Consider the following 26,078-nt stretch of genomic DNA (forward strand, 5'->3'; position numbering starts at 1 on the left):
CCGCTTCAGCGGCGATGGGTGCTCGCCGCTGGCTTGCCCGCTGCCGCGGGATCGCCGGCATAGCCGGCTCCCACAGGCTCCGTCAGGCGACGGCGGCGATGTCTTCGTGGCGGACCTTGCGCTGGCGGGCCAGTTCAGCCTGTTGCTGCTGCATGAGCTTGCACTTCGGTTCGCTGGTGCGCTGGAACAGCTCGCTGGTCCATTCGATGAAGGCTTGCACGCGGGCGGAGAGGTGCCGCTTCTGCGGGTACACGATCCACAGGTTCGAGCCCGTGGAGATCGTGTCGGTCATGATGATCTCGAGCAGGCCCTTTTCCAGCGCCGTGCTCGCGAGGCAATGCGGCGCCTGGATGATGCCCAGCCCCGCGATCGCCGCCTGGATCACCGACTCGCCGTCGTTGATCAGCATGTGCGCGTCGACGTCGACCGACACGCGGCCGCTCGGCGAGTCGAACTGCCACTGGTACGGCTTGCCCGTGCTCGGGTGCACGAAATTCACGGTCCGGTGGTTCTTGAGGTCGTCGATGGACGAGGGCGTGCCGTGCCGGGCCAGGTAAGACGGCGCGGCGCAGAGCACGTTGCTGAAGTGGCCGATCTTGCGGGCGATGAGGCTGGAATCGGCCAACTCGCCCATGCGGATGGCGCAATCGAAGCCTTCCTCGTTCAGGTCGAACGGGAAGTCGCACATGGTCAATTCCAGGCGGATGTCCGGGTATTTCTGCTTGAACTCGGCCAGGTTCGGAATGATCGCGGCGCGACCGACGGCCGATGACGCGGCCACCCGCAGCTTGCCGGCCGGCTTCGTCTTGGCGTATCCCAGGGCCTCCGTGGCTTCCGTGAGATCCGCAAGGATCTCCTTGCAACGCGCATAGAACGCGGAGCCATCGTCGGTCAACCGCAGCGAACGGGTCGAACGGAAGAAAAGGCGCGCGCCGAGGCTTTCCTCGAGGCGGGAGATGGCGCGGCTGACACCGGAAGGAGTCATCTGAAGGTGCTGCGCGGCCGAAGAGAAGCTCTTGGCTTCCACCACGCGGACAAAAACGCTGATAGCGGAAAAGTCTTCCATCGGGGACTCCAGGAATGTCGATTCGTATCGATTCGTGACTGAGGGTCACAGCCGGAATGATTGTAGACCCATTTTTCGCGTGCGAGGCAAGACCTAGATTTCGCAGCCTGCGATGGACCGACTTGACCTCAACCGCGGTTGAGGCCTCAGGATCCCGGCCCCCCGACCCCTTTACCCATCCCATCGAAGCTCCAGGACCTCCCATGAAGAAGAAACTCCTGTTCGGTTCGTCCGCCCTCGCGGTTGCCATCGCGTCGGCGGTCTGGCTGAGCGCCGGCAGCTCGGCCAGCCACGCCAGCGAGCCCGCCGCCGCGCCGCCGGCGCCGGAAGTCACCGTGGCCCAGGTCCTGCTGCGCCCCGTGGCGGACGCCAACGCGTTCACCGGCCGCATCCAGGCGGTGGACACCATCCAGATCAAGCCGCGCGTCAGCGGTTACATCGACTCGATCCATTTCCGCGAAGGCGCCGCGGTGAAGAAGGGCGACCTGCTCTTCACCATCGACCCGCGTCCTTACCGCGCCGAAGTGGACCGCCTGGCCGCCAACCTGGCGCAGGCAAGGGCCGAGGCGAAGAATGCCGAAGCCAACGCCGCCCGCGGCACCAAGCTGGTGGAGCAGCACGCCGTGTCGCGCGAGGAAGCCGACCGCCTGGATACCGCCGCCGCCAGCGCGAAGGCGCAGGTCGCCTCGGTGCAGGCCGCCCTCGACGCCGCGCAGCTCAACCTCTCGTTCACCCAGGTGCGCGCGCCGGTCGACGGCAAGGTGAGCAACGCCCAGATCACCGCGGGCAACCTCGTGACGCCCAACGACACGCTCACCAGCGTGGTCAGCGTCGACCCGATGTACGTCTACTTCGACGTGGACGAACAGACCTTCCTGAAGCTCGATCGCCTGCGTCGCCAGAGCGGCCGCGCTCCGGCCGTGGAAATGGGCCTGGCCGACGAGGACGGTTACCCGCACGTCGGCAAGATCGACTTCGTCGACAACCAGGTGCGCTCCGGCGCCGGCACGATCCGCCTGCGCGCGGTGTTCCCGAACGCAGACGGCGCCTATACCGCCGGTCTCTTCGCCCGCGTGGAACTGCGTAGCGGCGACACCCAGCCGCGCGCGCTGATCGACGACAAGGCCGTGGGCACCGACCTCGGCAACAAGTTCGTCTACGTGCTGGGCAAGGACAAGAAGGTCGAGTACCGCCGCGTCTCCACCGGCGCGCTGGTGGACGGCCTGCGCGTGGTCGATTCGGGCCTCGGCGCCGATGATGTCGTGGTGGTGAACGGTCTGCAGCACGTGCGCCCCGGCGTCGAAGTGAATGCGAAGCGAGTCGCCATGGCGTCGCTGGTACCGGAAAGCGCGCGCAACGTCGCGTCGCGGCCGGCCGGTGTCGACAGCGTGGCGCAGAACCAGGACTGATCCACCCATGAAAATCGCCCAATTCTTCGTCGACCGCCCGATTCTCGCGGGCGTGCTGTCGGTGCTGTTCCTGATCGCGGGCGGTATCGCCGTGTTCAAGCTGCCGATCAGCGAATACCCGGAAGTGGTACCGCCCACCGTGGTGGTGCGCGCTTCCTATCCCGGCGCCAACCCCAAGGTGATCGCCGAAACCGTCGCCACGCCGCTCGAAGAGCAGATCAACGGCGTGGAAGGCATGCTCTACACCTCGTCGCAGGCCACCAGTGATGGCGCGATGACCCTGACGGTCACCTTCGCCCTCGGCACCGACCTGGACAACGCGCAGGTGCAGGTGCAGAACCGCGTGTCGCAGGCGCTGCCGCGCCTGCCCGAGGAAGTGCAGCGCCTCGGTGTCACGACGAACAAGAGCTCGCCCGACCTGACGATGGTCGTGCATCTTACGTCGCCCGACCACCGCTACGACATGCTGTACCTGTCGAACTACGCCCGCACGCGCATCAAGGACCAGCTCGCCCGTCTCGACGGCGTGGGCGACGTGCAGCTGTTCGGCGCGGGCGAATACAGCATGCGCATCTGGATGAACCCGGAGAAGCTCGCGATCCGCGACCTCACCACGGGCGACGTGATCAAGGCCATCCGCGAGCAGAACATCGAGGTGGCCGCCGGTTCGCTCAACGCACCCCCGGGCCCGAGCACGGCCGCGTTCCAGGTGAACATCAACACGCGCGGCCGTCTGGTCACCGAGGACGACTTCCTTAACATCATCGTGCGCAGCGATGCTTCCGGTTCCGTCACGCACCTGCGCGACGTCGCCCGCGTGGAACTGGGTTCGAACAACTATGCCCTGCGCAGCCTGCTGAACAACCGCGAGGCCGTGGCGATTCCCATCTTCCAGCGTCCGGGCTCCAACGCCATCGCCATTTCCGACGAAGTGCGCAAGGAGATGGCCGAGCTGAAGAAGGACTTCCCGCAGGGTGTGGACTACTCGATCGTCTACGACCCGACGGTGTTCGTGCGCGGCTCCATCGACGCCGTGGTACACACGCTGTTCGAAGCGATCGTGCTGGTCGTGCTGGTGGTGATCCTGTTCCTGCAGACCTGGCGCGCGTCGATCATTCCGCTGGTGGCCGTACCGGTCTCGCTGATCGGTACGTTCGCGGTGATGTACCTCGCGGGCTTCTCGCTCAATGCGCTGTCGCTGTTCGGCCTGGTGCTGGCCATCGGCATCGTGGTCGACGACGCCATCGTGGTCGTGGAGAACGTGGAGCGACACATCGAGCACGGGCTCGATCCGAAGATGGCCACGCGCCAGGCGATGACCGAGGTGACCGGCCCGATCGTGGCGACAGCCCTGGTGCTCTGCGCCGTGTTCGTGCCGGCCGCCTTCATCAGCGGCCTCACCGGCCAGTTCTATCGCCAGTTCGCGCTCACCATCGCCATCTCCACGGTGATTTCGGCGTTCAACTCGCTGACCCTGAGCCCGGCGCTCTCCGCGATCCTGCTGAAGGGCCGCGACGAGCCGAAGGACAAGCTCACGGTGTGGATGGATCGCAGCCTCGGCTGGCTCTTCCGTCCCTTCAACCGCACCTTCGAACGCGGCGCGCACGGCTACGTGGGCGGCGTGAAGAAGATCCTGCGCTTCTCCGGCATCGTGCTGGTGCTGTACGCGGGCCTGGTCGGCCTGGCCTTCCTCGGCTTCTCGAAGGTGCCGACGGGCTTCGTGCCGTCGCAGGACAAGCAGTACCTCGTGTCGTTCGCGCAGCTGCCGGATGCCGCCTCGCTGGATCGCACCGAGAGCGTGATCCGCCGCATGGGCGACATCGCCCTTGCCCAGCCGGGCGTGGAAAGCGCCGTGCAGTTCCCGGGCCTGTCCATCAACGGCTTTACCAACAGCACGAACGCCGGCATCGTCTTCGTGACGCTGAAGCCGTTCGAGGAACGCCGTAGCGCGGACGTCTCGGCCGATGCGATTGCCGCGGCGCTGAACCAGAAGTTCGCCTCCATCCAGGATGCGTACATCGCGATCTTCCCGCCGCCGCCCGTCAACGGCCTCGGCACGATCGGCGGATTCCGCATGCAGATCGAGGACCGTAGCGGACTGGGCTTCGAGGAACTCTTCAAGCAGACGCAGGGCATCATCGCGGCCAGCCAGAAGACGCCGGAACTCGCGCACCTCTTCACCAGCTACCAGGTGAGCGTGCCGCAGTTCGACGCCGATGTGGACCGCGAGAAAGCCAAGTCGGAAGGCATCGACCTGGGCGACGTGTTCCAGACGATGCAGGCCTACCTCGGCTCGCTCTACGTCAACGACTTCAACCGCTTCGGCCGCACCTACCAGGTGAACGTGTCCGCGGAGCCGTCGTTCCGTCACGAACCGTCCGACATCGTGGGCCTGAAGACCCGCAATGCCGCCGGCGACCTGGTGCCGCTGGGCTCGTTCCTCACCGTGCGCCAGACCAACGGCCCGGATCGCGTGCAGCATTACAACGGCTATCCCACCGCCGAGATCAACGGCGGCCCGGCGCCGGGTTACAGCACGGGCCAGGCGCAGGACGCGATGGAAGCGCTGGTGAAGGCCAACCTGCCGAACGGCATGAGCTTCGAGTGGACCGAACTCACCTACCAGCAGATCCTCGCCGGCAACACCGCCGTGCTGGTCTTCCCGCTGTCGGTGCTTCTGGTGTTCCTGGTGCTGGCCTCGCTGTACGAGAGCCTGAGCCTGCCGCTGGCCGTGATCCTGATCGTGCCGATGGTGCTGCTGTCCGCGATCTTCGGTGTGTTCATCACCGGTGGCGACAACAACATCTTCACCCAGATCGGCCTGATCGTGCTGGTGGGCCTGGCGTGCAAGAACGCGATCCTGATCGTCGAGTTCGCACGTGAAGCGGAGATCGGTGGCATGAACCGCGTGGACGCGGTGCTCGAAGCCGCCCGTCTGCGACTGCGCCCGATCCTGATGACCTCGTTCGCCTTCATCATGGGCGTGGTGCCGCTGGTGACGTCGCACGGCGCGGGTGCGGAGATGCGTCATGCCATGGGCGTGGCCGTGTTCTCCGGCATGCTCGGCGTGACCTTCTTCGGCCTCATCTTCACCCCGCTCTTCTACGTGCTGATCCGCGCCTGGAACGAGCGCTCCGAGGCCCGCCGCCAGGCGCGCCGCGAGCGCCGCCTCCTGGCCCACGCGGCACGGGAGTCCTGATCATGAAAACCATGTTCCGCAGTACCGCCCTGTTCGCCGCCCTCGCCCTCGCCGGTTGTGCGAGCGTGGGCCCGGACTACCACGCACCCAAGGAAGCGCCGGTCACGCTGCAAGGCGTCGACGCTACGCACCAGGAGAACGCGGGGTTCCAGGCACAGTGGTGGAAGCAGTTCGGCGATACGACGCTGGATGCCCTTATCGTCCGCGCGGCGAAGAACGCACCGGACCTGAAGATCGCCGTGGCTCGCCTGGCACAGGCTCGCGCGGCGCTGGGCACGGCGAAGTCGCAGCAGATTCCCGATATCGAAACGGGCGTGTCGTACCAGCGCAGCCGTCAGCAGCAGCCGGGTTTCAGCGACCAGCGGCAGACGGTCACGGCGTACCAGGCCGGCTTCGACGCTTCGTGGGAACTCGACCTGTTCGGCGGCATCCGTCGCTCGGTGGAGGCCGCGCGCGCCGATGCCGCAGCAGGCCAGGCGTCGTTGCAGGATGCACAGGTGACGTTGTTCGCCGAGGTCGCGCGTAACTACTTCGACCTGCGTGGCACGCAGTTGCGCATCGACGTGGCGAAGCGAGACATCGCCAATCAGCAGGATTCGCTGAAGGTGATCTCCGCCCGCGTGGAAGTGGGTACCGGTGCCGAGCAGGACCTCGCCAGCGCGAAAGCGCGGCTGGCGGCGGTCGAGGCGCAGCTTCCCGTGCTGGAAACGCAGGCCAGCGCCGACCAGTTCCGCCTGGCGGTGCTGCTCGGCGAACGGCCGGGCGAGCTGGACATCGACCTCTCGCCGGCGTCGTTCAAGCCGATCGACGCCACGCTGGCCATCGGCGGCGCGGATGAGGTGTTGCAGCGCCGTCCCGACATCCGCATTGCGGAGCGCGAGCTTGCCGCAGCGAACGCGCGCATCGGCGTGGCGAAAGCCGATTATTTCCCGCACATCTCGCTGGGCGGGTTCATCGGCTTCCTGGCCGGCCGCAGCAACGACTTCGGCGGCGCCGATTCGCGGGCGTGGTCGATCGCCCCGAGCATCTCGTGGTCGGGGCTCAACGTGCAGCGCGTGCGTTCGGGCGTGAAGGGTGCCGAAGCGCGCGCCGACGAGGCACGCGCGAACTACGACCGTACGGTACTGACCGCGCTCGAAGACGTGGACAATTCGCTGGTGGCCTTCAATCGCCAGCGCGAACGTGTCGAGAAGCTGGTGGTGCAGGCGAGCGAGAGCCGCCGTGCCGCGGAGCTTGCGAAGCTGCGCTATGACGCGGGCCGCACCGATTACCTCGAGCTGCTGGACGCCGAGCGCACGCAACTTGCGGCGGAGGACCAGTTGGCCGAGGCCGAAGCGGGTATCAACCTGCGCGCCGTGCAGCTCTACAAGGCGCTGGGCGGTGGCTGGCAGGCCTGTGGCGACGACGCATGCAACGAGGTTGCGAAGGTGCCATGAGCGCCGCGAAGGTTCATCACCTGCCCGTACGGCCAAGGCGCAGCAAGGCGTTGTCCGTGGAACCGCCGCTCAGCCAGCGCGTCGCGCTGGTGAGCGGCGCGAACCGCGGTATCGGACTCGAGGTGTCGAAGCAGCTTGCTTCGCTGGGCGTCACGGTGTTCATGGGCATGCGCGAACCCGGCAAGGGTGAGAAGTCGGCGCGCGCCATCCGCGAATTCGGCGGCGATGCGCACGCCATCAAGCTGGACGTGACGAAGTCGCAAGACATCGAACGCGTGATGGCGCACATCGGCGAGCATTTCGGCCGGCTCGACATCCTCGTCAACAACGCGGGCGGTCACTACGACCACGATGCGGTGCCATCGGTACCGGACCTGACCATGATCCGGGGCGCGCTGGACGTGAACCTGATCGGCGCGTGGTGTCTTACCTCGGCTGCCTTGCCGCTGATGAAGCAACATGGCTATGGCCGCGTGGTCAACGTATCGAGCGAATGCGCCGTGCGCGCGATGTGCGGGGAGAACAGCCCCGCCTATCGCGTGTCGAAGGCGGCGTTGAATGCCTATACGCAGGTGCTTGCGCGCGAGCTCGAGGGCAGCGGCATTCTCGTGAATGCCGTTTGTCCGGGATGGACTGCCACCGCATTGGGTGGCAGCGGCGGCAGGCCGGCTACCGAGAGCGCGGAAGGGATCGTGTGGGCGGCGTTGCTGCCTGAGCGTGAGGCGGCTACGGGCGGGTTCTTCCGGGATCGGATGAAGATCGCCTGGTAAATGCGATTCGGCTGGGTCGTGATGAAGGGCTTGCTATCAGCGCGAAACAATATGCGCGAACCACTGCCACCCGCGCAGCTTCGCCGTGATCAGCTTCACGCACGTCAGCATCGGCACCGCGAGTAGCGCGCCGGGGATGCCCCACAGCCAACCCCAGACCAGCAGCCACAAGAGGATGGCGACGGGGCTTAGCCGCGAGCGGCGGCCCTGGAGCATCGGTGTGATGAGGTTGCCTTCGACGGCGGTGATGCCGGCGAAGGTTGCCGCGGGAAGGAGTGCGGGGCCGAGTTCCTGGAAATGCAGCGCGCCGACGATGGCGAGGATCGTCGTGGTGGTGATGGCGCCCACGTACGGAATGAAGTTGGCGACGGTGGCCACGGTGCCCCACAGCAGCGGATCGGGCACGCCGTACATGTAGAGCATGCCGGCGGTCACGAGACCGAGCGTCACGTTGATCGCCGCCGTCAGCAGCAGGTAGCTCGAAACTTCTTCCTGGATGCTGCGCACGATGCTGACCGTGTGCCGCTTGTAGGAGAAGGTGGGCGATATCTCCACCGCGCGCCTCAGGATTTCGTCGCCGTACACGAGGAAGAAGAACACCAACAGCGCCACGGTAAGGACGCTCGCGATGACCTTCGGTGCGCTTGCGACCACGTCCCATGCGGTGAATGCCAGCGAGTTCTCGCTCTGCGGGACGTTCCTCGCCACCGTGCCGCCGACGAGCGTCTGCGTGGCGCGGCTGGCCGCTTCGATCTGCTGCGTCATCGGTTTGATCTTCGGCGCGAACGCACGCATGGCCGTGGGCGCCTCATGGAACCAGTTGAGCGCCGGCGTGGAGAGTGTCGCCACAGCCGACACGAGGCCGGCACCGAGCAGCAGCATCACCGTCACCGCCGCCAGCCAGCGCGGAACGCGCACGCGCGCCGCCGCGGCGACGATCGGATTGAGCGCGAGGCCGATGAAGCCGGCGAGCACCAGCGGCACGAGGATCGACTTGCCGATGGCTACGGTATAGACCAGCGCCAGCAGGATCATGCCGTTGAGCGAGATCCGTATCGAACGCAGGTGCCGCGAAATACGCCGAGTGCTCCGGCTGCTGCCGGGCTTGCGCCGCGAACGCGTCGCGATGGTGGACACCGCGACCCCGGGCGCCGCGGTCGAAGGGAGCGGTGTAGGGAGGGGGCTGGGAAAGTCGCTCACGGGGTGTCGTCGGCGACGTCGGCTGCGTCGCTGGCAAGGTCGCCGAGGAAACTGCCGGCCGCAACGGAGACGCCCCGCGCGATGAGGTCGGCGACCCCTCCCGCCACGATGCCGCTTACGCCCGGTACGGAGAGCGGGCTGAGCTTGATGTTGCTGAGCAGGAAGCCGGAACCGGCCGCGAGGCCGAGCACGGTAAGCGGGTGTTCGTAGCCCCGGGCGATCAGCGCGGCAGCAGGACGTACCGTCTCTTCGCGTGCTGCTGCCACCCGTGCCCGGGCCGCCGTCACCTTGGCCATGCTTTTGAAAACGCTCATGTCGTCATTCCCCCGCCTGCTCGCTTTCCGCCTTGCCGCGCCGCGCCGCTTCCTTCGCCAGGCTGGCGAACTCCGCGCGCGTGGCGGGAAGCGTAAGCCAGTGCATCGCACGACGGAAGGCGAGGATGGCGCCGACGAGCAGCAGCAGCTGAAGCGCGGCCAGCACCGTAAGCGCCCACGCCCAGGAACCGAACCATTGCGCCAGCCCCCAGCCCGCGAGTGCCAACAAGGTGAAGCCCAGCGCCACCGCGAAGACGATGGCGGCCAGGCCCATGAACAGCATCAGGACGATGCCGCTTCGTGCGAGACCCACCTCGGCGGAAAGCAGGCTCAGTTGGGCGGCGAAAAGTTCCTTGACCCCGACGCCCAGGCGCCGGATGTCGTCGAGCCAGGATGGCGCGTCGGGCTTGGTGTCGCCCGCCGCCGCCCCCTCACCGGGCATCGCCCCGTCCACGTCCTGCCGCCCCGAGGGACCGTCGTCCAGCATGCGCGTGCGTCCCCTGGGGTGGTCGATCAGTTACGCAGGATGCGGCCGGCGAGCCAGCCCGCGGCCAGCGCGAGGGCGATCGACTGTACCGGTTTCTCGCGCACGTATTCACGTGCGGTATCGAGCCAGTCGTTGGTCTTGTCCACCGCTTCGCCGTAGGCCTCCTTGCCGCGCATCTTCACTTCCTCGGCTTTCTCGGCGGCGCGCGTGGCGCCGTGGGCTGCCTTGTCGGTGGCGGTGTGGAGGGTGGTCTCGACTTTGTCCGCAGCGCGCTCGACGGCATCCTTGGTGCGGTCCACGGCCTCGGATGTGGCCTGCTTCACTCGCTCCGCGCGTGCGTCGATGCGCTCGGCAGCCGATACGGTATTGGCTGCGGCGGTCGCGGCGTTGGCGACATGGTCGGCGGGCTTGTTCATGGACTTCTCTCCGTTACGGGGTCTGGCACGTTAAGTCAAAGGAAGTGACGCCGGGGTCATGAGGCCGCTATACGCTGCGGCCCCGGAAGAACGAGATGATCGCCAGGATCAGGAAGATGACGAACAGGATCTTCGCGATACCGGCCGCCGTACCCGCGATGCCACCGAAACCGAACACGGCCGCGATGATCGCGATGACGAGGAAGACAAGGGCATAGTGCAGCATGATGAGTTCTCCGTGGAGTGGCGCGGAACCATTTAGTCCCGCGCCCCGCGCATGCCGCGTGAAGCCCGGCGCCCCCGCTCAATACGCGTTCAGCCTGCGGGCTTCACCGCGCCGTCACGCCTTCACCTTCGGGTTCAGCGAGTAGGTGCCGGTGAGGACGGCCTCGTCCACCACGTGGCCCTTGATCACGTCGCGCAGTTCCGCCAGCGAGAACCCGTTCTCCAGCGGCACGCGCTCCACGTCCAGCGCGTAGACGTGGAAATGGTAGTGGTGTGGAATGCTGTCGTTCCACGGCGGGCAGGGCCCGTCGTAGCCGTGGTAGTGCCCTTCCATGTCGCGGTCGCCCTTGAACCAGCCCGTGTAGTCGTTGAGCCCCTGCACCGAGCCGGGCGGCCCGACGGGGTCCTTCTTGCCGCGCGGCACGATGCCTTCGCCGCACGCGCCCTCCCCGAGTTCGCGACACTCCAGGGGTATGTTGGCCATCAACCAGTGGACGAACTCCACGCGCGCGAGATCGCGACGGACTTCGCGGCCCTCCACGTTCACGTCGTCCGGCTTCGAGGGTACGTCGGTGTCGATGACGGCGATGGCGAACGATTTCGCGGTTTCGGGCACCTCGACCCACGCCAGGTGCGGCGTGACGTTGCCGGCCGGCTTGATGCGGGCGCCGTCGTCCGACCTGGCCGGATCCACCTGTTCCATGAACGCGAACGTGGCCGGAATCGGCTTACCGTGTTCGATGCTGTCGCTCTTCAGACGCATGCTTTGACTCCTTCTTACTTCTTGTAGGTCACGCGATAGATGGCGCCGTTGTCGTCGTCGCTCACCAGGAGGCTGCCGTCCGGCAGCGGCTGCACGTCGGCCGGACGCCCGGATACCTTCTCGTCCTTGAGGAAACCTTCGACCAGCGGCTCATAGCTGGCGACCTTGTTGCCGTTAAGGCGCACGATCATCACCCGGTAGCCGGACTTGACCGAGCGGTTCCAGGAGCCGTGCTCGGCGACGATGAGCGCGCCGTGCCACGCGGCCGGAAATTGCTTGCCGTTGTAGAAGCGGGCACCCAGCGCGGCCACGTGCGGACCCAACTTCAGCACGGGCGGTGTGTAGTCCTTGCAGTTTTTGCCTTTTCCGAACTCCGGGTCCAGTGTGTCGCCCTGGTGGCAGTACGGATAGCCGAAATGCTCGCCAGCCTTCGTGATGTGATTGAGTTCGTCGTTCGGTATGTCGTCGCCCAGCATGTCGCGGCCGTTGTCGGTAAACCACAGCGACTTGTCCGTGGGCCGCCAGTCGAAGCCGACGGTATTGCGAATACCCTTCGCCACGGTTTCCATGCCGGTACCGTCGGGATTCATGCGCAGCAGCTGCGCGAAGCCTTCGTCGCCACGGTCGCAGATGTTGCACGGCGCACCCACCGGAACGTAAAGCTTGCCGTCGGGGCCGAAGGCGATGAACTTCCACCCGTGCGCCGTCTCGGTGTGCAGGTTGTCCGTGACCAGTTCCGGCTTGGGCGGAGTGTCGAGATGGTTCTCGACGTCGCGCAGCACGTAGATGCGGCTCACCGCCGACACGTAGAGGTCGCCGCCGTGGAAGGCCACGCCGACCGGAAGCTCCAACCCGGTGGCTAGGGTGCGCACCTTCTGCACCGAACCGTCGGGGCCATAGCTCACGGCGTAGACCTTGCCGGCATCGCGCGAGCCCACGAACACGGTGCCCTTCGTGCCGAGCGCCATTTCGCGCGCGTCGGGCACCTGGTCGGTCCACACCGCGATATGGAATCCGGGCGGCAGCTTGAGCGACGCCATGTCCGGCGTGGCGGCGAACGCCGGGCTGGCGAGCAGGGCCAGGGCGAGGACAAGGACGCTACGCATGAACGGACTCCTTGGGCTGGGCCCGCCAGGACTCAGCGGGTGATGGCGTCGAAACGTGCGGCGATGTAGTCGTCGGTGAAGCTGGTCATGCCGTAGTCGCGAATGAAACCGCAATGGCCGCCATAGGTGGCGATGTCGAGTTCCACGTTGGGTGGCACGCGCAGCTGGTCGAACGCCGCCACCGGAATCACCGGGTCGTCGCGCGAGGTGAGGATGGTGGCCGGAAGGTGCAGGTCCATCAGCCGGTCGCCCGCCACGGAGTAGCCGTCGAGGTAGGCTTCGAGCGAACCGAAATCGGTATGGCGCAGCACCAGCGAGCGCGTGAGGTCGCGCATGTTCTGGCGCAGTTCTTCCAGCTCGAAATAGGTCTGGTGTGGGAATGCCTGCTGTTTCAGGCGCAGGGAGCGGCGCCACTTCTGCATGAAGTAGGCCTGGTAGAACCAGGGCGCCTCGCTCTCCAGCGAGAACAGGCCTTCGCTGGGATCGACGATGGGGCACACGGCCAGCACGTAATCCACCGGCACACCCTGCGACGGCGCCAGCATGCCGGCACGCAGCGCGAAGTTGCCGCCGAGCGAAAAACCGGCCACGCCGATGACCTTCGCGGGGAACATGCGCGCGATCTCGCCCATCGCCGTGACCACTTCGTCGATGCGGCACGAGTGGAACAGGGCTTCGTTGAGGCCGTGGCTGTCGCCGTGGTCACGGAAGTTGAGGCGGAAGATGTCCCAGCCTTCGTCGAGCAGGCGGCTGCCCGTCTGCAGGACATAGGTGGAATCCACGCTGCCTTCCCAGCCGTGGAAGAGGATGGCCAGGCCGCGCGACTCGCGGCCGGTGCGCTGGGCGGTATAGCGGCCGCTCAGGCGATCGCCGTGGCCCACGTCCACCAGCACTTCCTGCGCGCCTTCCTGCACGCGGCGCGCCTGCGCCGGCAGCAACCGGCGGCGGATGCCGCTGGACGAGAGCATCGTCTGGATGTGGCCGCTGCGCAGCGGCCACGGCGGATGGAAATCGGCACCCTTCGGCAGGTTCATGCCGGCGTTTCGGTATCCAGGGCCACCGCGATGCGCTCGCGCGAGGCTTCCGCCATGCGGCGGCGCCCTTCGGGCGATACCGGCACGGGCTCGAGGAAGTGCACTTCGACGTCGAGCGGCGGCTCGCCGAGCAGGCGCAGGAAATTGCCCATGAAGCTTTCGCCTTCGCGGAAACCCGCATCCACCACGCGGCGGCCGTGCCGCGCGAAGCGCAGGGCCACGGGCTGTACCGGTACCCCCGCGTCGAGAGCTGCCTGGAAGATACGTGCGTGGAACACGCGCAGCACGCCGTTGTGGCCAGTGCCACCTTCCGGGAACACCGCCACGGAGCGACCTTCGCGCAGGCGCTCCACCATGGCCGCCATCACGGACGACAACGAGTGATTGTTCCCCCGGCGATGGAAGATCGTGCCGCCGCGGGAGGCCATCCAGCCGACCAGCGGCCAGCTGGCGATTTCCGCCTTGGCGACGAAACAGGCGGCACGCTGCGAATGGAGCAGTTCGATGTCGAGCCACGAGGTGTGGTTGGCCACGAACAGCACGGGATCGGGAAGCGGCGTACCGAAGCGGCGGCTGCGGAACCCGAACACCCGCAGGAGCATGGTGGACCACATGCGGATGGTGCGATGGGCCAGCGGCTCGCGCCCGTTCTTCATCACGCCGCCGGCCCAGCTGAGGATCAGCGCGCAGATGACGATGCCGAACAGGATATGGAGCAGCAACAGCGGCACCCGCCATAGATAGCGGAGCGGACGCAGGCGGTCGCGCGGGGTCGGATTGGCGGAGGCGGCTTCCATCGAGCGCACAAGATTAACGAGGGGCGCTGCCTGCCGCTAGGGGAGCATGATTTTATTCTTAGGGAATACGTGGTTGGGATGCCTCAGGAGCGGACGTTGCCCAACGGCAGGGCGGTGGAAGCCTTGACCGTCCTGAGGACGAAGCTCGTATTTACATCCGCGACCCCCGCCGCATTGAGCAGGCGGTCGAGCAGGAAGCGCGAGAAACCGTCCAGGTCCGCCACGTAGACCTGGAGCAGGTAATCCATGTCGCCCGTGAGGGCATAACAGGACACCACTTCGTCCCACGCCGCCACGCGCTCGGTGAAGGAATCGATGGCGTCGGACTCGTGGCGGGACAGCTGCACACGCACGAACGCCTGCAAGCCCAGGCCGAGGGACCGCGGGTCGAGCCGCGCGCCGTACCCGGCGATGACGCCGTCGGCTTCGAGCTTCTGCACGCGGCGGAGGCAGGCGGAAGGCGAGAGGTTCACCTCCGTGGCGAGTTCCGCGTTGCTGATCCGGCCGTTGGCCTGGAGGGTGGCGAGGATGCGCATGTCGGTACGGTCGAGGGTGACTTGCACGATTATTTCGCCCATGAATCGAATATCGGATCATTATTGCTACATAACGGCCTTGGCATGCAACTTCGCAAGCCTATTGCGCGATCAGACCGCTAATCTGTTGCTCAACCGCTCTTTCCTGAAACCCCACGGAGGCCAGCCATGGACACCCCCCGCCGCGTCGAACACCAGCAGACCGACCGCGGATACGTGCCCGTCTATGCCACCGGCACCGTGGAGCAACCCTGGGCCAGCTACTCGAAGACCGACCATGAGGTCTGGGACACCCTGTACCGCCGCCAGCGCGAGCTGCTTCCGGCCTACGCCTGCCAGGAGTTCCTGGATGGCGTGGAACGCTTCGGCCTCGGCGACGGCGGCATTCCGCGCTTCGACGACCTGAACAAGGTGCTCGGCAAGGCCACCGGCTGGCAGTTGGTGGCGGTGGAAGGGCTGCTTCCCGACGAGGTCTTCTTCGACCACCTGGCGAACCGGCGTTTCCCGGTGAGCTGGTGGATCCGCAAGCCGGACCAGCTGGACTACCTGGCGGAGCCCGATCTCTTCCACGACCTGTTCGGACACGTGCCGCTCCTGCTCAATCCGGTGTTCGCCGACTACATGCAGGCCTACGGCAAGGGCGGCATGAAGGCGCACGCCATTGGGCCGGAGGCACTGATGAACCTCACGCGCCTGTACTGGTACACCGTGGAGTTCGGACTGATCCGCACGGACAAGGGCCTGCGCATCTACGGCGCCGGCATCGTCAGCTCCAAGGGCGAGTCGATCTACTCGATCGACTCGCCGGCGCCGAACCGCATCGGTTTCGACCTGGAGCGGGTGATGAACACGAAGTACCGGATCGACACCTACCAGCAAACCTACTTCGTCATCGACGACTTCGAGCAGCTGTTCGATGCCACCCGTCCGGACTTCACGCCCATTTACGCGAAGCTGGCCAAGGGTATTCCGGTGGCCGCCGCCGAGGTCCTTCCCACGGACAAGGTCTACCAGCGGGGCACGCGCGAGGGTTTCGCTTCCGGCGGGGACAACTGAAACTCAACGGAGACCTAACACGTGGCTACCTAGGATGGAGCCACGTGCAATGAACAGGGGTGATTCCGCCGTGGTTGTCTTCGATATTCCCTTCGAGTCCGTGGGCCCCGGCCTTTGGCTGCTGCAGAAGAACGAGTGCGAGGTCGGCGAGTTCTGCTCGCGCGACGACGCGCTCGAGTGCGCGCTCAACGAGGCTCGCCGGATCGAGGCCGCGAACGCGGCGTCGGACATCGTTCTGAACATCCAGGGCAACGACGGCGTCTGGCGCGCGTTCGACACGTCGATCAAACCTTACGCCCCGCGGGCGCAGCACGCCTGACCCGTTCCGGGTAACAGCAACCGTCTTTTTCCGAGACCGGCCCCGCCTCTTGTGGGAGCCGCTTCAGCGGCGATGGGTGCTCGCGGCAAGATTGCCCGCTGTCGCGGGATCGCCGGCATAGCCGGCTCCCACAGCCGGCATGGGCCGGATCCCAGACAAAATAAAACCCCGGCAGCCAGGGGAGGAGCTGCCGGGGTCGCGTCGGGTCCAGGCTATCAGGGGAAATAGCGGGACCCGGGACAATCGACTCATTGAAGCGTCGCTTGCCAACAGGTCGCCTCTCGGCGATCGAATACTTAGATAAGGCCGATGCCGTGAAGTTCCCGTCTCACTGCATCGCAGCATTTGGTTCCCGTTTAACTTCGGCCGCCCCGGCGTGGTCGGCCAGCCACGGGCGCACCTGCGCTACCCACAGCGCATAACCCTTGGAATTCATGTGCAGGCCGTCGTCGAGGAAGATGTCGTGCTTCGGCTGACCGTTCGCATCGAGCATCGCCGGCGCCACATCGAGGAACGCCACACCCTTCTGCCCCATCGACCATTCGCGAATCAGCTTGTTCGCGCCCTGGATGTTCGGCAGGAGGTTGATGCGCGCGAGGCTCGGCTTGATCGAGATGAAGGCGATCGGCAGGTCCGGCTGGTCCTGGCGCACCTTGGCCACGAACGCGGCGAAGTCGTCCCGCACCTGTTCGGGGGTGTCGCCGTTCTGCAGGTCGTTGTCCCCGGCGTACACCACGATGGCCACCGGGTGGTACGGGGTGACAATGCGGTCGGCGAAGGCGGTGCTGTCGTCGAGGTCGGAACCGCCGAAGCCGCGGTTGATCACGCGGTAGTTCGGAAAATCCTGCGCCAGCGTGGCCCACATGCGGATGGACGAGCTGCCGATGAAGAGCACGGCGTTTGCCGGCGGCGGCGAGGCCTTGTCCGCGGCCTCGAAGGCCTGGATGTCGTGCTCCCACTGGCCGTGGTCGGGCCCCTTGGCGCAAACACCGAAGGAAAGGACGAAGAGGGTGAGGAGGAACGAGAGTCTTTTCATCCGCGCCACCGTAAACCCTCAGCCGCGCTGGGGTAAACCCTGCCGTTCGACGGGAGTCACTTTCAGTACGGCTTCGATCCGGGTGCCGTTCCAGCGGTAGATGAAGTGTTCCGCCTGGATGCACGGCGCCACCACGTCGGGATAGAACGCCGCCACGCACTCACCGCCGGCATGCCGGGCGCTGTCGTAGACGATGCCGTTGGAGCCCTGCTCGCGCAGCGTGCGGGCCAGTTTCACGCTGGCGGCGTAGGAATCCGGATCGTGCTCGGCGGCCCAACCGCCGCGAATGTCGTGGAAACGCCCTGCGATGGCGGTCTTGTAGCAGCGCACCTGCACGTCGGTGGGCGGTTCGCGCGTGGCCGCGAGGAAGGCCTCGCGATGGAACACCGTTTCCTCGATGGCCGTCGGCACGCTGTGCGCGGCATAGAACACGCCCCAGTGGCCGTCGCTGAAACGGCTTCCCTCGGGCGAGATGTGGGTGAAGGCGGCCATGATCGGCGACGTACCCTGCCCCGACACGCGCCGCTCCGGCGGCACGAGGCGCAGCGCGCCCATTTCCTCCCGCAGGCGCGGATTGGTCAGGGACTCGATGGCCATGACGGCGTCGATGTCCTTCGGATCGGCGATACGGTCGAAAAGCCCCACGGGTGGGAAGCGGCTCGACACGATCCGGTAGGCCTGGCTCCAGCGGATACGGCGGAGCGGAGGCGCGGCGCTCATCCGTTCCAGCCGCGCTGGGCGTCCAGGTACTGACGGACGACGTAGAGGTCGGCGACGTTGCCCGAAAGCATGCGGTCGAGCGCGGAGCGGCCGCCGAACAGGGGCGCGTCGTTCGGTTTGCGCACCCAGGCGTCGGCCTGGTTCGGGTCGGGAAAGAGGATCTGCAGGTCTTTCCAGATGCCGAGCAGGTAGCTGATCCGCTCGATCACGTCGCGCGAGGGGGTGCCGTCCTGCTGCTTCTTCCACTTGAAGTAGGTGGATTCCGGCGGCTCCCCGAGCAGCGTGCGCTGTTCGGGGGGGCGAAGTTTCCAGCGCTCGGCCAGCGCGAAGAAGGCCCTGAGCGCCGGGCCGCCGGCGTCGGCGAGGTGGATGGGTTCGGCATGGATGGCGTGCTGCATCGTCGCTTCACCTGTGTAGTTGTGACGCAGTGTACTCCACACAGAGAGAAATTGCTGTACCGCCACTCTTGTAGGAGCCGCTACAGCGGCGAGGAAACCTCGCAGCAGCGTCGCCAGCTTGCCCTCGCCGCTATAGCGGCTCCTACAGGTGAAGCAGGGTTACTTACGCGAGGCGATCCACGCGTCTACATGACGCTCAAGCACCGGCAGGGGCACCGAGCCAAGGGCCAGTACCGTGTCGTGGAACGCGCGCAGGTCGAATTTCTCGCCCAACTGCTGTTCCGCCCTGGCACGCAGCTCGCGGATCTTCAGGTAACCCAGTTCGTACGACAGCGCCTGGCCCGGCCAGCTGATGTAGCGGTCTACTTCGTTGGCGATCTCGCGGTCGCTCAGCGCGGTGTTCTGGGTCAGGTAGTCGATGGCCTGCTGGCGCGTCCATCCGAGGTGGTGGATACCCGTATCGACCACGAGCCGGCATGCGCGCCACATCTGGTAGGTGAGGTACCCGAAGCGCTCGTAGGGCGTGTGGTAAATGCCCATCTCGTTGCCGAGGTATTCCGAATACAGCGCCCACCCCTCGCCGTAGGCGGAGATGTAGCCGTCGCGGCGGAACTCGGGCAAGCCCTGCTGTTCGGCGGAGAGCGCCAGCTGCAACGCGTGGCCGGGCATCGATTCGTGCAGCGTCAGCGCGGGCATGTTGAACAGCGGGCGCGACGGCAGGTCGTAGGTGTTCACCAGGTAGACATCGGCGCCACCGCGGCCGGACGTGTAGTACGGCGCGATGTCCGCCGGCACCGGTTCGATGGCGAAGCGCTGGCGTGGCAGCAGGCCGAAGAACTTGCCGAGCTTCGCATCCACCTGCTTGGCCACCCACGCCGTGCGCATCAGCAGTTCGTCGGGCGTCTTGGCATAGAACTGCGGATCCTTGCGCAGGAACGCGAGGAAGGCCGGGAAGTCGCCCTTGAACCCGGTGTCCTTCATCGTCTCCAGCATGGCCTTGTGGATGCGGTCCACTTCGCGCAGGCCGATGGCGTGGATATCGTCGGGCGACAGGTCCAGCGTGGTGTATTCGCGAATCTGCTGCCGGTAGTACGCCTGGCCGTCGGGAAGCGATTCGGCCGCAAGCGTGGTGCGCGCCTTCGGCAGGTATTCGTTGCGGAAGAAAGTGAGGAGGCGGCCGTAGGCGGGTATCACCCCGTTCTGGATGGCCTCGCGCGCTTCCTTCCGCAATGCCTCGGCATCCGCCTCAGGAAGCGTCTTCGGCATGGCCTTGAACGGCTTGTACAGCGCGCTTTCTTCAGGATCCTTCAGGTCGGCCACGGCGGCGATCGACACATCGCGCCCGTCGAGTACCGCGCGCGGCACGGTGAAGCCGCGTGCCAGGCCCAGGCGCATGTTCGCGATCTCCTGGTCCATGTAGGCGGGAATCTGGTGCAGGCGCTCCACGTAGTGGCGGTAGTCGTCACGCGTGCGCAGGTCGTCGCCGTGCAGCACATAACCGATGTCGGACCAGAACGCCGAATCGCTGTTGAAGGGCGCCTGCCATTGCTGGAAGCGCTGCGCGGCGGCGAGGTTGGCGATCTGGGCGCGATAGACCTCGTAGTCGACGCGGACCTTGCCGCTCAGTCCTTTCGTGTCGAGGCGGTCCAGCTGGGCCAGCACGTCGTTCCAGTATGCGAGCCGTTTCGCCTGGTTCGAGGCGTCCACTGTATCGAGACGCCCGTCGCCCGGCTGCGCCTCGCCCGAGGTGAGGATCCCGGCCTGACCGTTTCGCCACGCCCATTCCTTCGTGTAGATCGCGCGGAACGAATCGTCGGGTGTCGTGGCGGCATGGGCGGCGCCGGCGAAGAGGCCGGCAAAGGCGATGGCGCGAATCCAGGGGGACATGCGGGCTCCGTTTTTTGGGGACGAGATTTCCCGATCATCGCACCCAACACCGCACTGTGGGAGCCGCTTCAGCGGCGATCGATTCTCGCGGCGAGGTTGCCCGCTACCGCGGGATCGCCGGCATAGCCGGCTCCCACATGGATTATTCCAGCCCCGCGTAGTGGCCGCGCATCGTTTCCAGGTAGGCCTCGAGGTTGCGGCCCGGCACGTCGGGGAAGGTTTCGCCGGCATCGCGGCAATCGGCAATGCGGTCGGGGCGAAAGTTGCGGAAGGCCTGACGATGGCGACACCACGTGCCGAGGGTCCACGCGCCGCCCCAGAAAGAGAGGCAAAGCGGTTCCACCTCGCGCGTGGTGCCTCGCCCTTCGGCGTCGCGGTAATCGAGGCACAGCACCCGGCGTGCGATCACGGCCTCGTGCAGGCGGTCGAGCATCATCGCGATATGGTTCTGGAACGGATCGCGCCAGATCGGCGCGAAGATGCGCGACTGCGCCGACTTCTCGCGCAGGTCCGGCGGCAGCACGGCCTCGATCTTGATCAACGCGGCCTGCGCTTCGCGCGCCAGCCGCTCGCCGGCGAAGGCACGGACGAAACGCGTACCCGCCACGAGGGCTTCGAGTTCATCGGCGGAGAACATCAGCGGAGGGATGTCCGAGCCCTTGCGCAGGAGGTAACCCACGCCGGCCTCACCTTCGATGGGAACGCCCGAGAGTTGCAGGTCCGCGACATCGCGGTACACCGTGCGCAACGAGACTTCGAGCGTGGCGGCCAGCTGGCGGGCAGGCAGCGCCGTGCGCCGGCCGCGCAGGGCATTGATGATGAGGAAGAGGCGGTCGGCACGGCGCATTCGCACATCATCGCTTCCCGCGCGCGGCGCGGGAAGCGATGAAAGTCACGGCCCGGGTCGCCGCCGACCGGAGAGCGGCCGGACTTCGTCGGCGCGGGCCGCATGGCTTCCACTCACGCGGCCGCGAGGGACTGCGCGCGGGCCAGTGCTTCATCCTGGACGGCGGCCCTGACGATGGCCGGACGCACCATGAGGCGGGCGACGTAAGCCTCGAAGGCATCGCGACGCGGAACAATGCCGAACTTCATCGTCCAGTCCAGCGCATTGGCCCAGAGGATGTCCGCGGCAGTGAAGGTTTCGCCGAGCAGCCACGGGCCGGGCGACAGCTGCGCCTCGATAAGGCCCATGACGGTGTCGAAGTCGCCATAGGGGCACGTCGACGGCGGACCCGGCTCATGTTTCATGAAGCGATCCATGACCGCCGGTTCGAAACAGGAACCATAGAAGGCCAGCCAGCGGAGATAGGGACCACGCAGCGGGCTGTCGAGCGCGGGGGCCAGGCCGGCGGCGGGATAGAGGTCGGCGAGGTAGATGAAGATGGCCGGGCGTTCCGTCACCAGCCCACCGAGGTGTTCGATGGCCGGCACCTTCCCCATCGGGTTCACCTTCATGTAGCCGGGCTGGCGCTGCTCTCCCTTGCTCAGGTCCATCACGTGCATGTCGTATTGCGCGCCCAGCTCTTCCAGCAGCATCAATGTGCTGCCCGAGCGGCTGTTCGGCGCGTGGTGGAACTTGATCCGATGCGGCGTGTTCATGCGAGGGTCCTTGTCGATGGGCGTTGGAACGGTTTCTATGGAAGGCGGTGCTCTTGTGGGAGCCGCTTCAGCGGCGATCCCGCGGCAGCGGGCAACTTAGCCGCGAGCACCCATCGCCGCTGAAGCGGCTCCCACAACGGGAACAAGGCGATTGGGCGTCTTCGCCTTGCGCCCGCCCTGGCGCCGCGGCGTATCCGGCGCGAAGCGGTATTGCCCGTCCATCAGCAGGCCGCGGCGGCCCAGGGGTGCATAAAGACTGGCGAGCCGGTCGAGAAAGCGGTTCATGGCGATGTCCTCCCCGTTGCTTGAGGAGGAAGTGTGGCGGGGGGCTGCTGACAACGTACTGTCAGCAGTCCCACTGGCGCGGTTCACCGCCGACCCGGACAATGCGGGCTTTCGCGCCAGAGTCCCGCCCGATGACGAAACCGATTTCCCTGATCCAGTTCCTGATCGAAGAGAAGCGCGCCGGGCACATCAACGCCCAGCTCAGCCTCCTGATCGAGGTGGTGGCCCGCGCGTGCAAACGCATCTCCGTCGCCACCGGCAAGGGCGCCCTCGGCGGCGTGCTCGGCAATGCCGGGTCCGAGAACGTGCAGGGCGAGGCGCAGAAGAAGCTCGACGTCATCTCCAACGAGATCCTCCTCGAAGCGAACGCCTGGGGCGGCCACCTCGCCGCCTGCGCGTCCGAGGAAATGGACGATCCGCAACCCATTCCCGACGCCTACCCGAAGGGCAACCACCTGCTGCTGTTCGACCCGCTCGACGGCTCGTCGAACATCGACGTGAACGTGTCCGTGGGCACCATCTTCTCCGTGCTGCGCTGCCCGGACGGCGTCACCGAGCCCACGGTGGGCGATTTCCTCCAGCCCGGCACCGAACAGGTGGCGGCCGGCTATGTGGTCTACGGCCCCAGCACCCTGCTGGTGCTCACCTTCGGCCACGGCGTGCACGAGTTCACGCTGGATCGCGAACACGGCAGCTTCGTGCTGACCCGCCGCGACATCGTCATTCCCGCCGACACCAGCGAATTCGCCATCAACATGTCGAACCAGCGCCACTGGGAAGCGCCGATGCAGCGTTACATCGACGAGCTGCTGGCCGGCACCACCGGGCCGCGCGGCCGCGACTTCAACATGCGCTGGGTGGCGTCGATGGTGGCCGACGTGCACCGCATCATCACCCGCGGCGGTGTCTTCATCTATCCGCTGGACGCGAAGATCACGGCGAAGGGCGGCACGGGCAAGCTGCGCCTGATGTACGAGGCGAACCCCATGGCCTTCATCGTCGAACAAGCCGGCGGTGCCGCCACCACCGGTCGCACGCGGCTCATGGACATCCAGCCCACCGCCCTGCACCAGCGCGTGCCGGTGTTCCTTGGCTCGCGGAACGAGATCGACATCGTCACCCGTTACCACCTGGAAGCCGACGACACCCGGGGCTGAACGGCCCCGCTTTCGCCATGAACGTGTCAGGCCTCCGTCGCGCGGAGGCCCGATGATGCCACTGCCCTTTCCTTCGACCGTGCTCCCCATGCGCTTTCCTCGTCCCCATTCCTGGCTGCCAGTCCTCTGCGCCGCCCTGCTCGCCGGCTGCTTCGGCGGCAGCAAGCCGGACGCGCGCCCGGACAACGCCCTGCCCATCCTGGCGGCGAAGCCGCGCGTGGGCCTGGCGCTGGGGGGCGGCGCGGCAAAGGGCTTCGCGCATATCGGCGTGATCAAGATGCTTGAGGCGAACGGCATCCATGCCGACGTGGTCTCCGGCACCAGCGCCGGCAGCGTCGTCGGCGCGCTCTACGCGAGCGGCATGGATGCGTTCCAGCTACAGGAAACGGCGTTTTCGCTCGACGAAGGAAAGATACGCGACGTGCGTTTCTTCTCCGGCGGCCTCGTGCAGGGCCAGAAGTTGCAGGACTACGTAAACGAGTTGCTGCGGCAGACGCCGATCGAAAAGCTGCGCATCCCCTTTGCCGCCGTGGCGACCGAGCTGGAAGACGGCCAGCGCGCCGTCTTCATTCGCGGGAATGCCGGCCAGGCAGTGCGTGCTTCCAGCAGCATCCCCGGCGTGTTCGAACCCGTGGAGATCGCGGGCAGGCACTTCGTCGACGGTGGCGTGGTGAGTCCGGTGCCCGTGGACGCCGCGCGCCAGCTCGGTGCCGACGTCGTCATCGCCGTGGACATCTCTGCCCGGCCGGACGGCAGCAATCCGGACAGCATGGTGGGCATCGTGGGCCAGTCGATCACCATCATGGGCCGCAAGCTCGCCGAGCAGGAACTCGGGCGTGCCGACATCGTCATTCGTCCGAAGGTCGGCCAGATCGGCCCGACCGATTTCGACCAGAAAAACGTGGCCATCCTCGAAGGCGAGCGCGCGGCACTGGCCGCCATGCCGGCCATCAGGGCAAAGCTGGCCGCGAAAGCCGCCGCCATGGGCAGCGCTCCCGCAGCCACCGCGGCGAAGTAATCAGCCCGCTTCTATCAGTTCCAGCGCGGCCTGACGGCCCAACGAGAGGATCTCGTCCGACAGCTTCTCGTCCGCCACGGCGCGCGCCAGCGACATCGAACCCACCAGCGAGGCGAACACCGCCATCGCCACCGTGCGGCGACGCTTGCCGCGGATGCCGGCGGGCAGCGTGGACGCGATCAGTTCGACCATTTCGGCGAAGCCGTCGGTGAAGGCGGTCTTTGTTTCCAGCGGCCGGCGTGCCATCTCGGCCGACAGTGCGGCAGCGACGCAACCGGTCTCCGGCTGGTCGCGATGCTCGGCGGACAGGTAACCGTTGACCAACGCGCGATACCCTTCGCCGCGTGACGCGGCGACCTTCGCAGTGAGGCGCTTGATGGCGCAGGCGGCACCGGCCACCACGCTTTCGCGGACCAGGTCTTCCTTCGATCCGAAATGGTTGTAGAAGCCGCCCTGGGTGAGCCCCACCTCGCCCATGAGGCTGACGACACCCACACCGTCGATGCCGTCCGCGCGAAAACGCTGCGACGCCGCCTCTACGATTTTCTGGCGCGTCTGTTCTTTGTGGCCTTTCTCGTAACGCATGCTGCCTCACTCCCGCAGGAATGTCCTGCCCCTTCCGGATTGTAGCGAATCCTTGCGTATCGAAAGGTCGTCATTCGCGTGCCAGGAGGCAGGGTTGGTTAGCTGCCTAGGCTATCGTCGGTGGGGTTTCCGCAATGCGTTCATGCCGTTGGCTCTACCGGCGCAGGGGATTTGCCGTCACCCCTTCGTTGGTGATCTTCACGGGAAGGATCTTTCCGTCCTTGTCGAAGTACATGTGCTCGATCGACGTCTGGCGATGGTTCCCGTCCGTGTCGCCGAGCGGATGCCGGTGATACACGATGTACCAGGAATCGTCCTTCGCGACATGGAACACCGAGTTGTGCCCGGCGCCGGTGGCGACCTTAGGATCCTGCTCGAGGATCTTGCCGATGCGCTTGAACGGCCCCATCGGCGAATCGCCGATGGCGTAGGCCACCGAATAGTCGGGCCCCGTCCAGCCGCCTTCCGACCACATGAAGTAGTACTTGCCGTTGCGCTTGAACATCAGCGGCCCTTCCACGTACTCGGGCGCGGGCGTGATCTCCTTGAACACCGTGCCGTCGGCCATCGGCTCGACGCCCGTGAAGTCGGGCTTCAGCTTCACGATGTTCGCGTGCTTCCACCCGCCGTAGATCATGTACCAGGTGCCGTCGTCGTCGTGGAACACGAACTGGTCGATGGGCTGCGCGCCGTTGTGGAACGCGCCGATCAGCGGCTTGCCGAGCAGGTCGCGGAACGGACCCTCCGGCTTGTCGGCCACCGCGACGCCGATACCGCCGATTTCCCGGTCGCTCTGGATGTCGTTCGCGGCGAAGAAGAAATAGTACTTGCCGCCGTTTTCGACGAGAGCGGGCGCCCAGAGCGCCTTCTTAGCCCAGGGGATGTCCTTGATGTCGAGCACGTCGGCATGCTTCGTCCAGTGCACGAGGTCGGGCGACGAGAACGCGTCGAAGCCGCGCTGCTGTGCGTATTTCAGCGACGTGGTGGGATAGATCCAGTAGGTGTCGTTGAAGATCGCGGCTTCGGGATCGGCGTACCAACCGGGGAACACGGGATTGCCGGCATGGCCGGGCGGCGGTGCGGCCAGCGCCGTCGTCGACGTCAGCGCCATCAGCAGTGCGCCACCCAGCAAGTTGCGAAAACCCATCGTTGAACCCCTTCACCCGAATCGAACGTCCGATCCTAGCGGGTTTGGACGTCCGGATGCCAATGGGGGGACTCAGAAGCGGTAGCGGGCGCTGCCGACGATGCTGCGGC

The 26,078-nt window shown here is 66.3% G+C and carries 28 protein-coding genes; 8 read left to right on the forward strand and 20 right to left on the reverse strand.

Annotation, left to right across the window (positions count from 1 at the left end; genetic code table 11):
- Positions 1–82 precede the first annotated feature (82 nt).
- The gene (locus tag ACPYOD_RS06045; RefSeq protein WP_481300831.1) at positions 83–1,066 is read right to left on the reverse strand and encodes a LysR family transcriptional regulator; all 984 of its coding nucleotides are present in this window, start codon (positions 1,064–1,066) and stop codon (positions 83–85) included.
- Between the two features lie 203 nt (positions 1,067–1,269).
- Here ACPYOD_RS06045 and ACPYOD_RS06050 point away from each other — a divergent pair, with 203 nt between their 5' ends.
- From ACPYOD_RS06050 to ACPYOD_RS06065, 4 genes are read left to right on the forward strand one after another with little or no spacing between them, the layout of a single operon-like run.
- Positions 1,270–2,475: an efflux RND transporter periplasmic adaptor subunit gene (locus ACPYOD_RS06050; protein WP_481300832.1), complete on the forward strand. Its 1,206-nt coding sequence runs from the start codon at positions 1,270–1,272 to the stop codon at positions 2,473–2,475.
- A gap of 7 nt (positions 2,476–2,482) precedes the next feature.
- Entirely contained in the window at positions 2,483–5,674 is a 3,192-nt protein-coding gene (locus tag ACPYOD_RS06055) for an efflux RND transporter permease subunit (protein ID WP_481300833.1), read from the forward strand.
- Between the two features lie 2 nt (positions 5,675–5,676).
- Positions 5,677–7,110: an efflux transporter outer membrane subunit gene (locus ACPYOD_RS06060; RefSeq protein ID WP_481300834.1), complete on the forward strand. Its 1,434-nt coding sequence runs from the start codon at positions 5,677–5,679 to the stop codon at positions 7,108–7,110.
- Positions 7,107–7,880, forward strand: coding sequence for an SDR family NAD(P)-dependent oxidoreductase (locus ACPYOD_RS06065; RefSeq protein ID WP_481300835.1), 774 nt, complete (start codon positions 7,107–7,109; stop codon positions 7,878–7,880). The genes ACPYOD_RS06060 and ACPYOD_RS06065 overlap by 4 nt, the downstream gene beginning before the upstream one ends.
- A gap of 36 nt (positions 7,881–7,916) precedes the next feature.
- Here the strand turns inward: ACPYOD_RS06065 and ACPYOD_RS06070 are convergent, their stop codons facing one another.
- The 10 genes from ACPYOD_RS06070 to ACPYOD_RS06115 form a co-directional block, all read right to left on the reverse strand.
- Positions 7,917–9,017 carry an AI-2E family transporter gene (locus ACPYOD_RS06070; RefSeq protein WP_481300836.1) on the reverse strand — a complete coding sequence of 367 codons (1,101 nt, stop codon included), beginning with the start codon at positions 9,015–9,017 and terminating at the stop codon, positions 7,917–7,919.
- A gap of 59 nt (positions 9,018–9,076) precedes the next feature.
- Positions 9,077–9,394, reverse strand: coding sequence for a hypothetical protein (locus ACPYOD_RS06075; RefSeq protein WP_481300837.1), 318 nt, complete (start codon positions 9,392–9,394; stop codon positions 9,077–9,079).
- Positions 9,395–9,398: 4 nt separating this feature from the next.
- Positions 9,399–9,881 carry an ABC transporter ATP-binding protein gene (locus ACPYOD_RS06080; protein ID WP_481300838.1) on the reverse strand — a complete coding sequence of 161 codons (483 nt, stop codon included), beginning with the start codon at positions 9,879–9,881 and terminating at the stop codon, positions 9,399–9,401.
- Between the two features lie 26 nt (positions 9,882–9,907).
- Positions 9,908–10,297, reverse strand: coding sequence for an ElaB/YgaM/YqjD family protein (locus ACPYOD_RS06085; protein ID WP_481300839.1), 390 nt, complete (start codon positions 10,295–10,297; stop codon positions 9,908–9,910).
- 67 nt (positions 10,298–10,364) lie between these two features.
- Positions 10,365–10,523, reverse strand: coding sequence for a DUF1328 domain-containing protein (locus tag ACPYOD_RS06090; RefSeq protein WP_046965775.1), 159 nt, complete (start codon positions 10,521–10,523; stop codon positions 10,365–10,367).
- Positions 10,524–10,637: 114 nt separating this feature from the next.
- Positions 10,638–11,285, reverse strand: coding sequence for a YbhB/YbcL family Raf kinase inhibitor-like protein (locus tag ACPYOD_RS06095; protein ID WP_481300840.1), 648 nt, complete (start codon positions 11,283–11,285; stop codon positions 10,638–10,640).
- Between the two features lie 14 nt (positions 11,286–11,299).
- Positions 11,300–12,391 carry a PQQ-dependent sugar dehydrogenase gene (locus ACPYOD_RS06100; protein ID WP_481300841.1) on the reverse strand — a complete coding sequence of 364 codons (1,092 nt, stop codon included), beginning with the start codon at positions 12,389–12,391 and terminating at the stop codon, positions 11,300–11,302.
- 32 nt (positions 12,392–12,423) lie between these two features.
- The gene (locus ACPYOD_RS06105) at positions 12,424–13,425 is read right to left on the reverse strand and encodes a YheT family hydrolase (protein ID WP_481300842.1); all 1,002 of its coding nucleotides are present in this window, start codon (positions 13,423–13,425) and stop codon (positions 12,424–12,426) included.
- Positions 13,422–14,222 carry a lysophospholipid acyltransferase family protein gene (locus ACPYOD_RS06110; RefSeq protein ID WP_481300843.1) on the reverse strand — a complete coding sequence of 267 codons (801 nt, stop codon included), beginning with the start codon at positions 14,220–14,222 and terminating at the stop codon, positions 13,422–13,424. The genes ACPYOD_RS06105 and ACPYOD_RS06110 overlap by 4 nt, the downstream gene beginning before the upstream one ends.
- Before the next feature lie 83 nt (positions 14,223–14,305).
- A complete protein-coding gene (locus ACPYOD_RS06115; protein WP_481300844.1) occupies positions 14,306–14,800 on the reverse strand; it encodes an Lrp/AsnC family transcriptional regulator in 495 nt (164 codons plus the stop codon).
- A 126-nt stretch (positions 14,801–14,926) separates the two neighbouring features.
- Between ACPYOD_RS06115 and phhA the strand changes: the two genes are divergently transcribed.
- The gene (phhA, locus tag ACPYOD_RS06120) at positions 14,927–15,814 is read left to right on the forward strand and encodes a phenylalanine 4-monooxygenase (RefSeq protein ID WP_481300845.1); all 888 of its coding nucleotides are present in this window, start codon (positions 14,927–14,929) and stop codon (positions 15,812–15,814) included.
- Positions 15,815–15,863: 49 nt separating this feature from the next.
- Positions 15,864–16,133, forward strand: coding sequence for a hypothetical protein (locus ACPYOD_RS06125; RefSeq protein WP_481300846.1), 270 nt, complete (start codon positions 15,864–15,866; stop codon positions 16,131–16,133).
- A 328-nt stretch (positions 16,134–16,461) separates the two neighbouring features.
- Here the strand turns inward: ACPYOD_RS06125 and ACPYOD_RS06130 are convergent, their stop codons facing one another.
- From ACPYOD_RS06130 to ACPYOD_RS06160, 7 genes are all read right to left on the reverse strand, one after another.
- On the reverse strand, positions 16,462–17,169 hold the full coding sequence (locus tag ACPYOD_RS06130) for an SGNH/GDSL hydrolase family protein (protein WP_481300847.1): 708 nt from the start codon (positions 17,167–17,169) through the stop codon (positions 16,462–16,464).
- Between the two features lie 18 nt (positions 17,170–17,187).
- Entirely contained in the window at positions 17,188–17,889 is a 702-nt protein-coding gene (locus ACPYOD_RS06135; RefSeq protein WP_481300848.1) for an RES family NAD+ phosphorylase, read from the reverse strand.
- Positions 17,886–18,287 carry an MbcA/ParS/Xre antitoxin family protein gene (locus ACPYOD_RS06140; protein WP_413624758.1) on the reverse strand — a complete coding sequence of 134 codons (402 nt, stop codon included), beginning with the start codon at positions 18,285–18,287 and terminating at the stop codon, positions 17,886–17,888. The genes ACPYOD_RS06135 and ACPYOD_RS06140 overlap by 4 nt, the downstream gene beginning before the upstream one ends.
- 159 nt (positions 18,288–18,446) lie before the next feature.
- Positions 18,447–20,174 carry a DUF885 domain-containing protein gene (locus tag ACPYOD_RS06145; protein WP_481300849.1) on the reverse strand — a complete coding sequence of 576 codons (1,728 nt, stop codon included), beginning with the start codon at positions 20,172–20,174 and terminating at the stop codon, positions 18,447–18,449.
- A 142-nt stretch (positions 20,175–20,316) separates the two neighbouring features.
- Positions 20,317–21,021 carry a helix-turn-helix transcriptional regulator gene (locus ACPYOD_RS06150; RefSeq protein WP_481300850.1) on the reverse strand — a complete coding sequence of 235 codons (705 nt, stop codon included), beginning with the start codon at positions 21,019–21,021 and terminating at the stop codon, positions 20,317–20,319.
- Positions 21,022–21,134: 113 nt separating this feature from the next.
- Complete coding sequence (locus ACPYOD_RS06155; RefSeq protein ID WP_481300851.1) at positions 21,135–21,776, reverse strand: glutathione S-transferase family protein; 642 nt, start codon at positions 21,774–21,776, stop codon at positions 21,135–21,137.
- Between the two features lie 96 nt (positions 21,777–21,872).
- The gene (locus ACPYOD_RS06160) at positions 21,873–22,061 is read right to left on the reverse strand and encodes a hypothetical protein (RefSeq protein ID WP_481300852.1); all 189 of its coding nucleotides are present in this window, start codon (positions 22,059–22,061) and stop codon (positions 21,873–21,875) included.
- Between the two features lie 131 nt (positions 22,062–22,192).
- Here ACPYOD_RS06160 and ACPYOD_RS06165 point away from each other — a divergent pair, with 131 nt between their 5' ends.
- Together ACPYOD_RS06165 and ACPYOD_RS06170 are read left to right on the forward strand one after the other, a co-directional pair.
- Positions 22,193–23,218 carry a class 1 fructose-bisphosphatase gene (locus tag ACPYOD_RS06165; RefSeq protein ID WP_481300853.1) on the forward strand — a complete coding sequence of 342 codons (1,026 nt, stop codon included), beginning with the start codon at positions 22,193–22,195 and terminating at the stop codon, positions 23,216–23,218.
- 55 nt (positions 23,219–23,273) lie between these two features.
- Entirely contained in the window at positions 23,274–24,236 is a 963-nt protein-coding gene (locus ACPYOD_RS06170; protein WP_481300903.1) for a patatin-like phospholipase family protein, read from the forward strand.
- Here the strand turns inward: ACPYOD_RS06170 and ACPYOD_RS06175 are convergent, their stop codons facing one another.
- Together ACPYOD_RS06175 and ACPYOD_RS06180 are read right to left on the reverse strand one after the other, a co-directional pair.
- A complete protein-coding gene (locus tag ACPYOD_RS06175; protein ID WP_481300854.1) occupies positions 24,237–24,821 on the reverse strand; it encodes a TetR/AcrR family transcriptional regulator in 585 nt (194 codons plus the stop codon).
- 154 nt (positions 24,822–24,975) lie between these two features.
- On the reverse strand, positions 24,976–25,968 hold the full coding sequence (locus tag ACPYOD_RS06180) for a glycoside hydrolase family 43 protein (RefSeq protein WP_481300855.1): 993 nt from the start codon (positions 25,966–25,968) through the stop codon (positions 24,976–24,978).
- Positions 25,969–26,078: the final 110 nt, after the last annotated feature.

It is taken from the genome of Luteibacter sp. HAY1-4A (genome assembly GCF_056755355.1).

What these genes read in the sequence shown, in the direction of transcription:
- ACPYOD_RS06045 (WP_481300831.1), bottom strand. Translation starts at nt 1,066, where the DNA reads ATGGAAGACTTTTCCGCTATCAGCGTTTTTGTCCGCGTGGTGGAAGCC.
- ACPYOD_RS06050 (WP_481300832.1), top strand. Translation starts at nt 1,270, where the DNA reads ATGAAGAAGAAACTCCTGTTCGGTTCGTCCGCCCTCGCGGTTGCCATC.
- ACPYOD_RS06055 (WP_481300833.1), top strand. Translation starts at nt 2,483, where the DNA reads ATGAAAATCGCCCAATTCTTCGTCGACCGCCCGATTCTCGCGGGCGTG.
- ACPYOD_RS06060 (WP_481300834.1), top strand. Translation starts at nt 5,677, where the DNA reads ATGAAAACCATGTTCCGCAGTACCGCCCTGTTCGCCGCCCTCGCCCTC.
- ACPYOD_RS06065 (WP_481300835.1), top strand. Translation starts at nt 7,107, where the DNA reads ATGAGCGCCGCGAAGGTTCATCACCTGCCCGTACGGCCAAGGCGCAGC.
- ACPYOD_RS06075 (WP_481300837.1), bottom strand. Translation starts at nt 9,394, where the DNA reads ATGAGCGTTTTCAAAAGCATGGCCAAGGTGACGGCGGCCCGGGCACGG.
- ACPYOD_RS06080 (WP_481300838.1), bottom strand. Translation starts at nt 9,881, where the DNA reads ATGCTGGACGACGGTCCCTCGGGGCGGCAGGACGTGGACGGGGCGATG.
- ACPYOD_RS06085 (WP_481300839.1), bottom strand. Translation starts at nt 10,297, where the DNA reads ATGAACAAGCCCGCCGACCATGTCGCCAACGCCGCGACCGCCGCAGCC.
- ACPYOD_RS06090 (WP_046965775.1), bottom strand. Translation starts at nt 10,523, where the DNA reads ATGCTGCACTATGCCCTTGTCTTCCTCGTCATCGCGATCATCGCGGCC.
- ACPYOD_RS06095 (WP_481300840.1), bottom strand. Translation starts at nt 11,285, where the DNA reads ATGCGTCTGAAGAGCGACAGCATCGAACACGGTAAGCCGATTCCGGCC.
- ACPYOD_RS06100 (WP_481300841.1), bottom strand. Translation starts at nt 12,391, where the DNA reads ATGCGTAGCGTCCTTGTCCTCGCCCTGGCCCTGCTCGCCAGCCCGGCG.
- ACPYOD_RS06105 (WP_481300842.1), bottom strand. Translation starts at nt 13,425, where the DNA reads ATGAACCTGCCGAAGGGTGCCGATTTCCATCCGCCGTGGCCGCTGCGC.
- ACPYOD_RS06110 (WP_481300843.1), bottom strand. Translation starts at nt 14,222, where the DNA reads ATGGAAGCCGCCTCCGCCAATCCGACCCCGCGCGACCGCCTGCGTCCG.
- ACPYOD_RS06115 (WP_481300844.1), bottom strand. Translation starts at nt 14,800, where the DNA reads ATGGGCGAAATAATCGTGCAAGTCACCCTCGACCGTACCGACATGCGC.
- phhA (WP_481300845.1), top strand. Translation starts at nt 14,927, where the DNA reads ATGGACACCCCCCGCCGCGTCGAACACCAGCAGACCGACCGCGGATAC.
- ACPYOD_RS06125 (WP_481300846.1), top strand. Translation starts at nt 15,864, where the DNA reads ATGAACAGGGGTGATTCCGCCGTGGTTGTCTTCGATATTCCCTTCGAG.
- ACPYOD_RS06130 (WP_481300847.1), bottom strand. Translation starts at nt 17,169, where the DNA reads ATGAAAAGACTCTCGTTCCTCCTCACCCTCTTCGTCCTTTCCTTCGGT.
- ACPYOD_RS06135 (WP_481300848.1), bottom strand. Translation starts at nt 17,889, where the DNA reads ATGAGCGCCGCGCCTCCGCTCCGCCGTATCCGCTGGAGCCAGGCCTAC.
- ACPYOD_RS06140 (WP_413624758.1), bottom strand. Translation starts at nt 18,287, where the DNA reads ATGCAGCACGCCATCCATGCCGAACCCATCCACCTCGCCGACGCCGGC.
- ACPYOD_RS06145 (WP_481300849.1), bottom strand. Translation starts at nt 20,174, where the DNA reads ATGTCCCCCTGGATTCGCGCCATCGCCTTTGCCGGCCTCTTCGCCGGC.
- ACPYOD_RS06150 (WP_481300850.1), bottom strand. Translation starts at nt 21,021, where the DNA reads ATGCGCCGTGCCGACCGCCTCTTCCTCATCATCAATGCCCTGCGCGGC.
- ACPYOD_RS06155 (WP_481300851.1), bottom strand. Translation starts at nt 21,776, where the DNA reads ATGAACACGCCGCATCGGATCAAGTTCCACCACGCGCCGAACAGCCGC.
- ACPYOD_RS06160 (WP_481300852.1), bottom strand. Translation starts at nt 22,061, where the DNA reads ATGAACCGCTTTCTCGACCGGCTCGCCAGTCTTTATGCACCCCTGGGC.
- ACPYOD_RS06165 (WP_481300853.1), top strand. Translation starts at nt 22,193, where the DNA reads ATGACGAAACCGATTTCCCTGATCCAGTTCCTGATCGAAGAGAAGCGC.
- ACPYOD_RS06170 (WP_481300903.1), top strand. Translation starts at nt 23,274, where the DNA reads ATGCCACTGCCCTTTCCTTCGACCGTGCTCCCCATGCGCTTTCCTCGT.
- ACPYOD_RS06175 (WP_481300854.1), bottom strand. Translation starts at nt 24,821, where the DNA reads ATGCGTTACGAGAAAGGCCACAAAGAACAGACGCGCCAGAAAATCGTA.
- ACPYOD_RS06180 (WP_481300855.1), bottom strand. Translation starts at nt 25,968, where the DNA reads ATGGGTTTTCGCAACTTGCTGGGTGGCGCACTGCTGATGGCGCTGACG.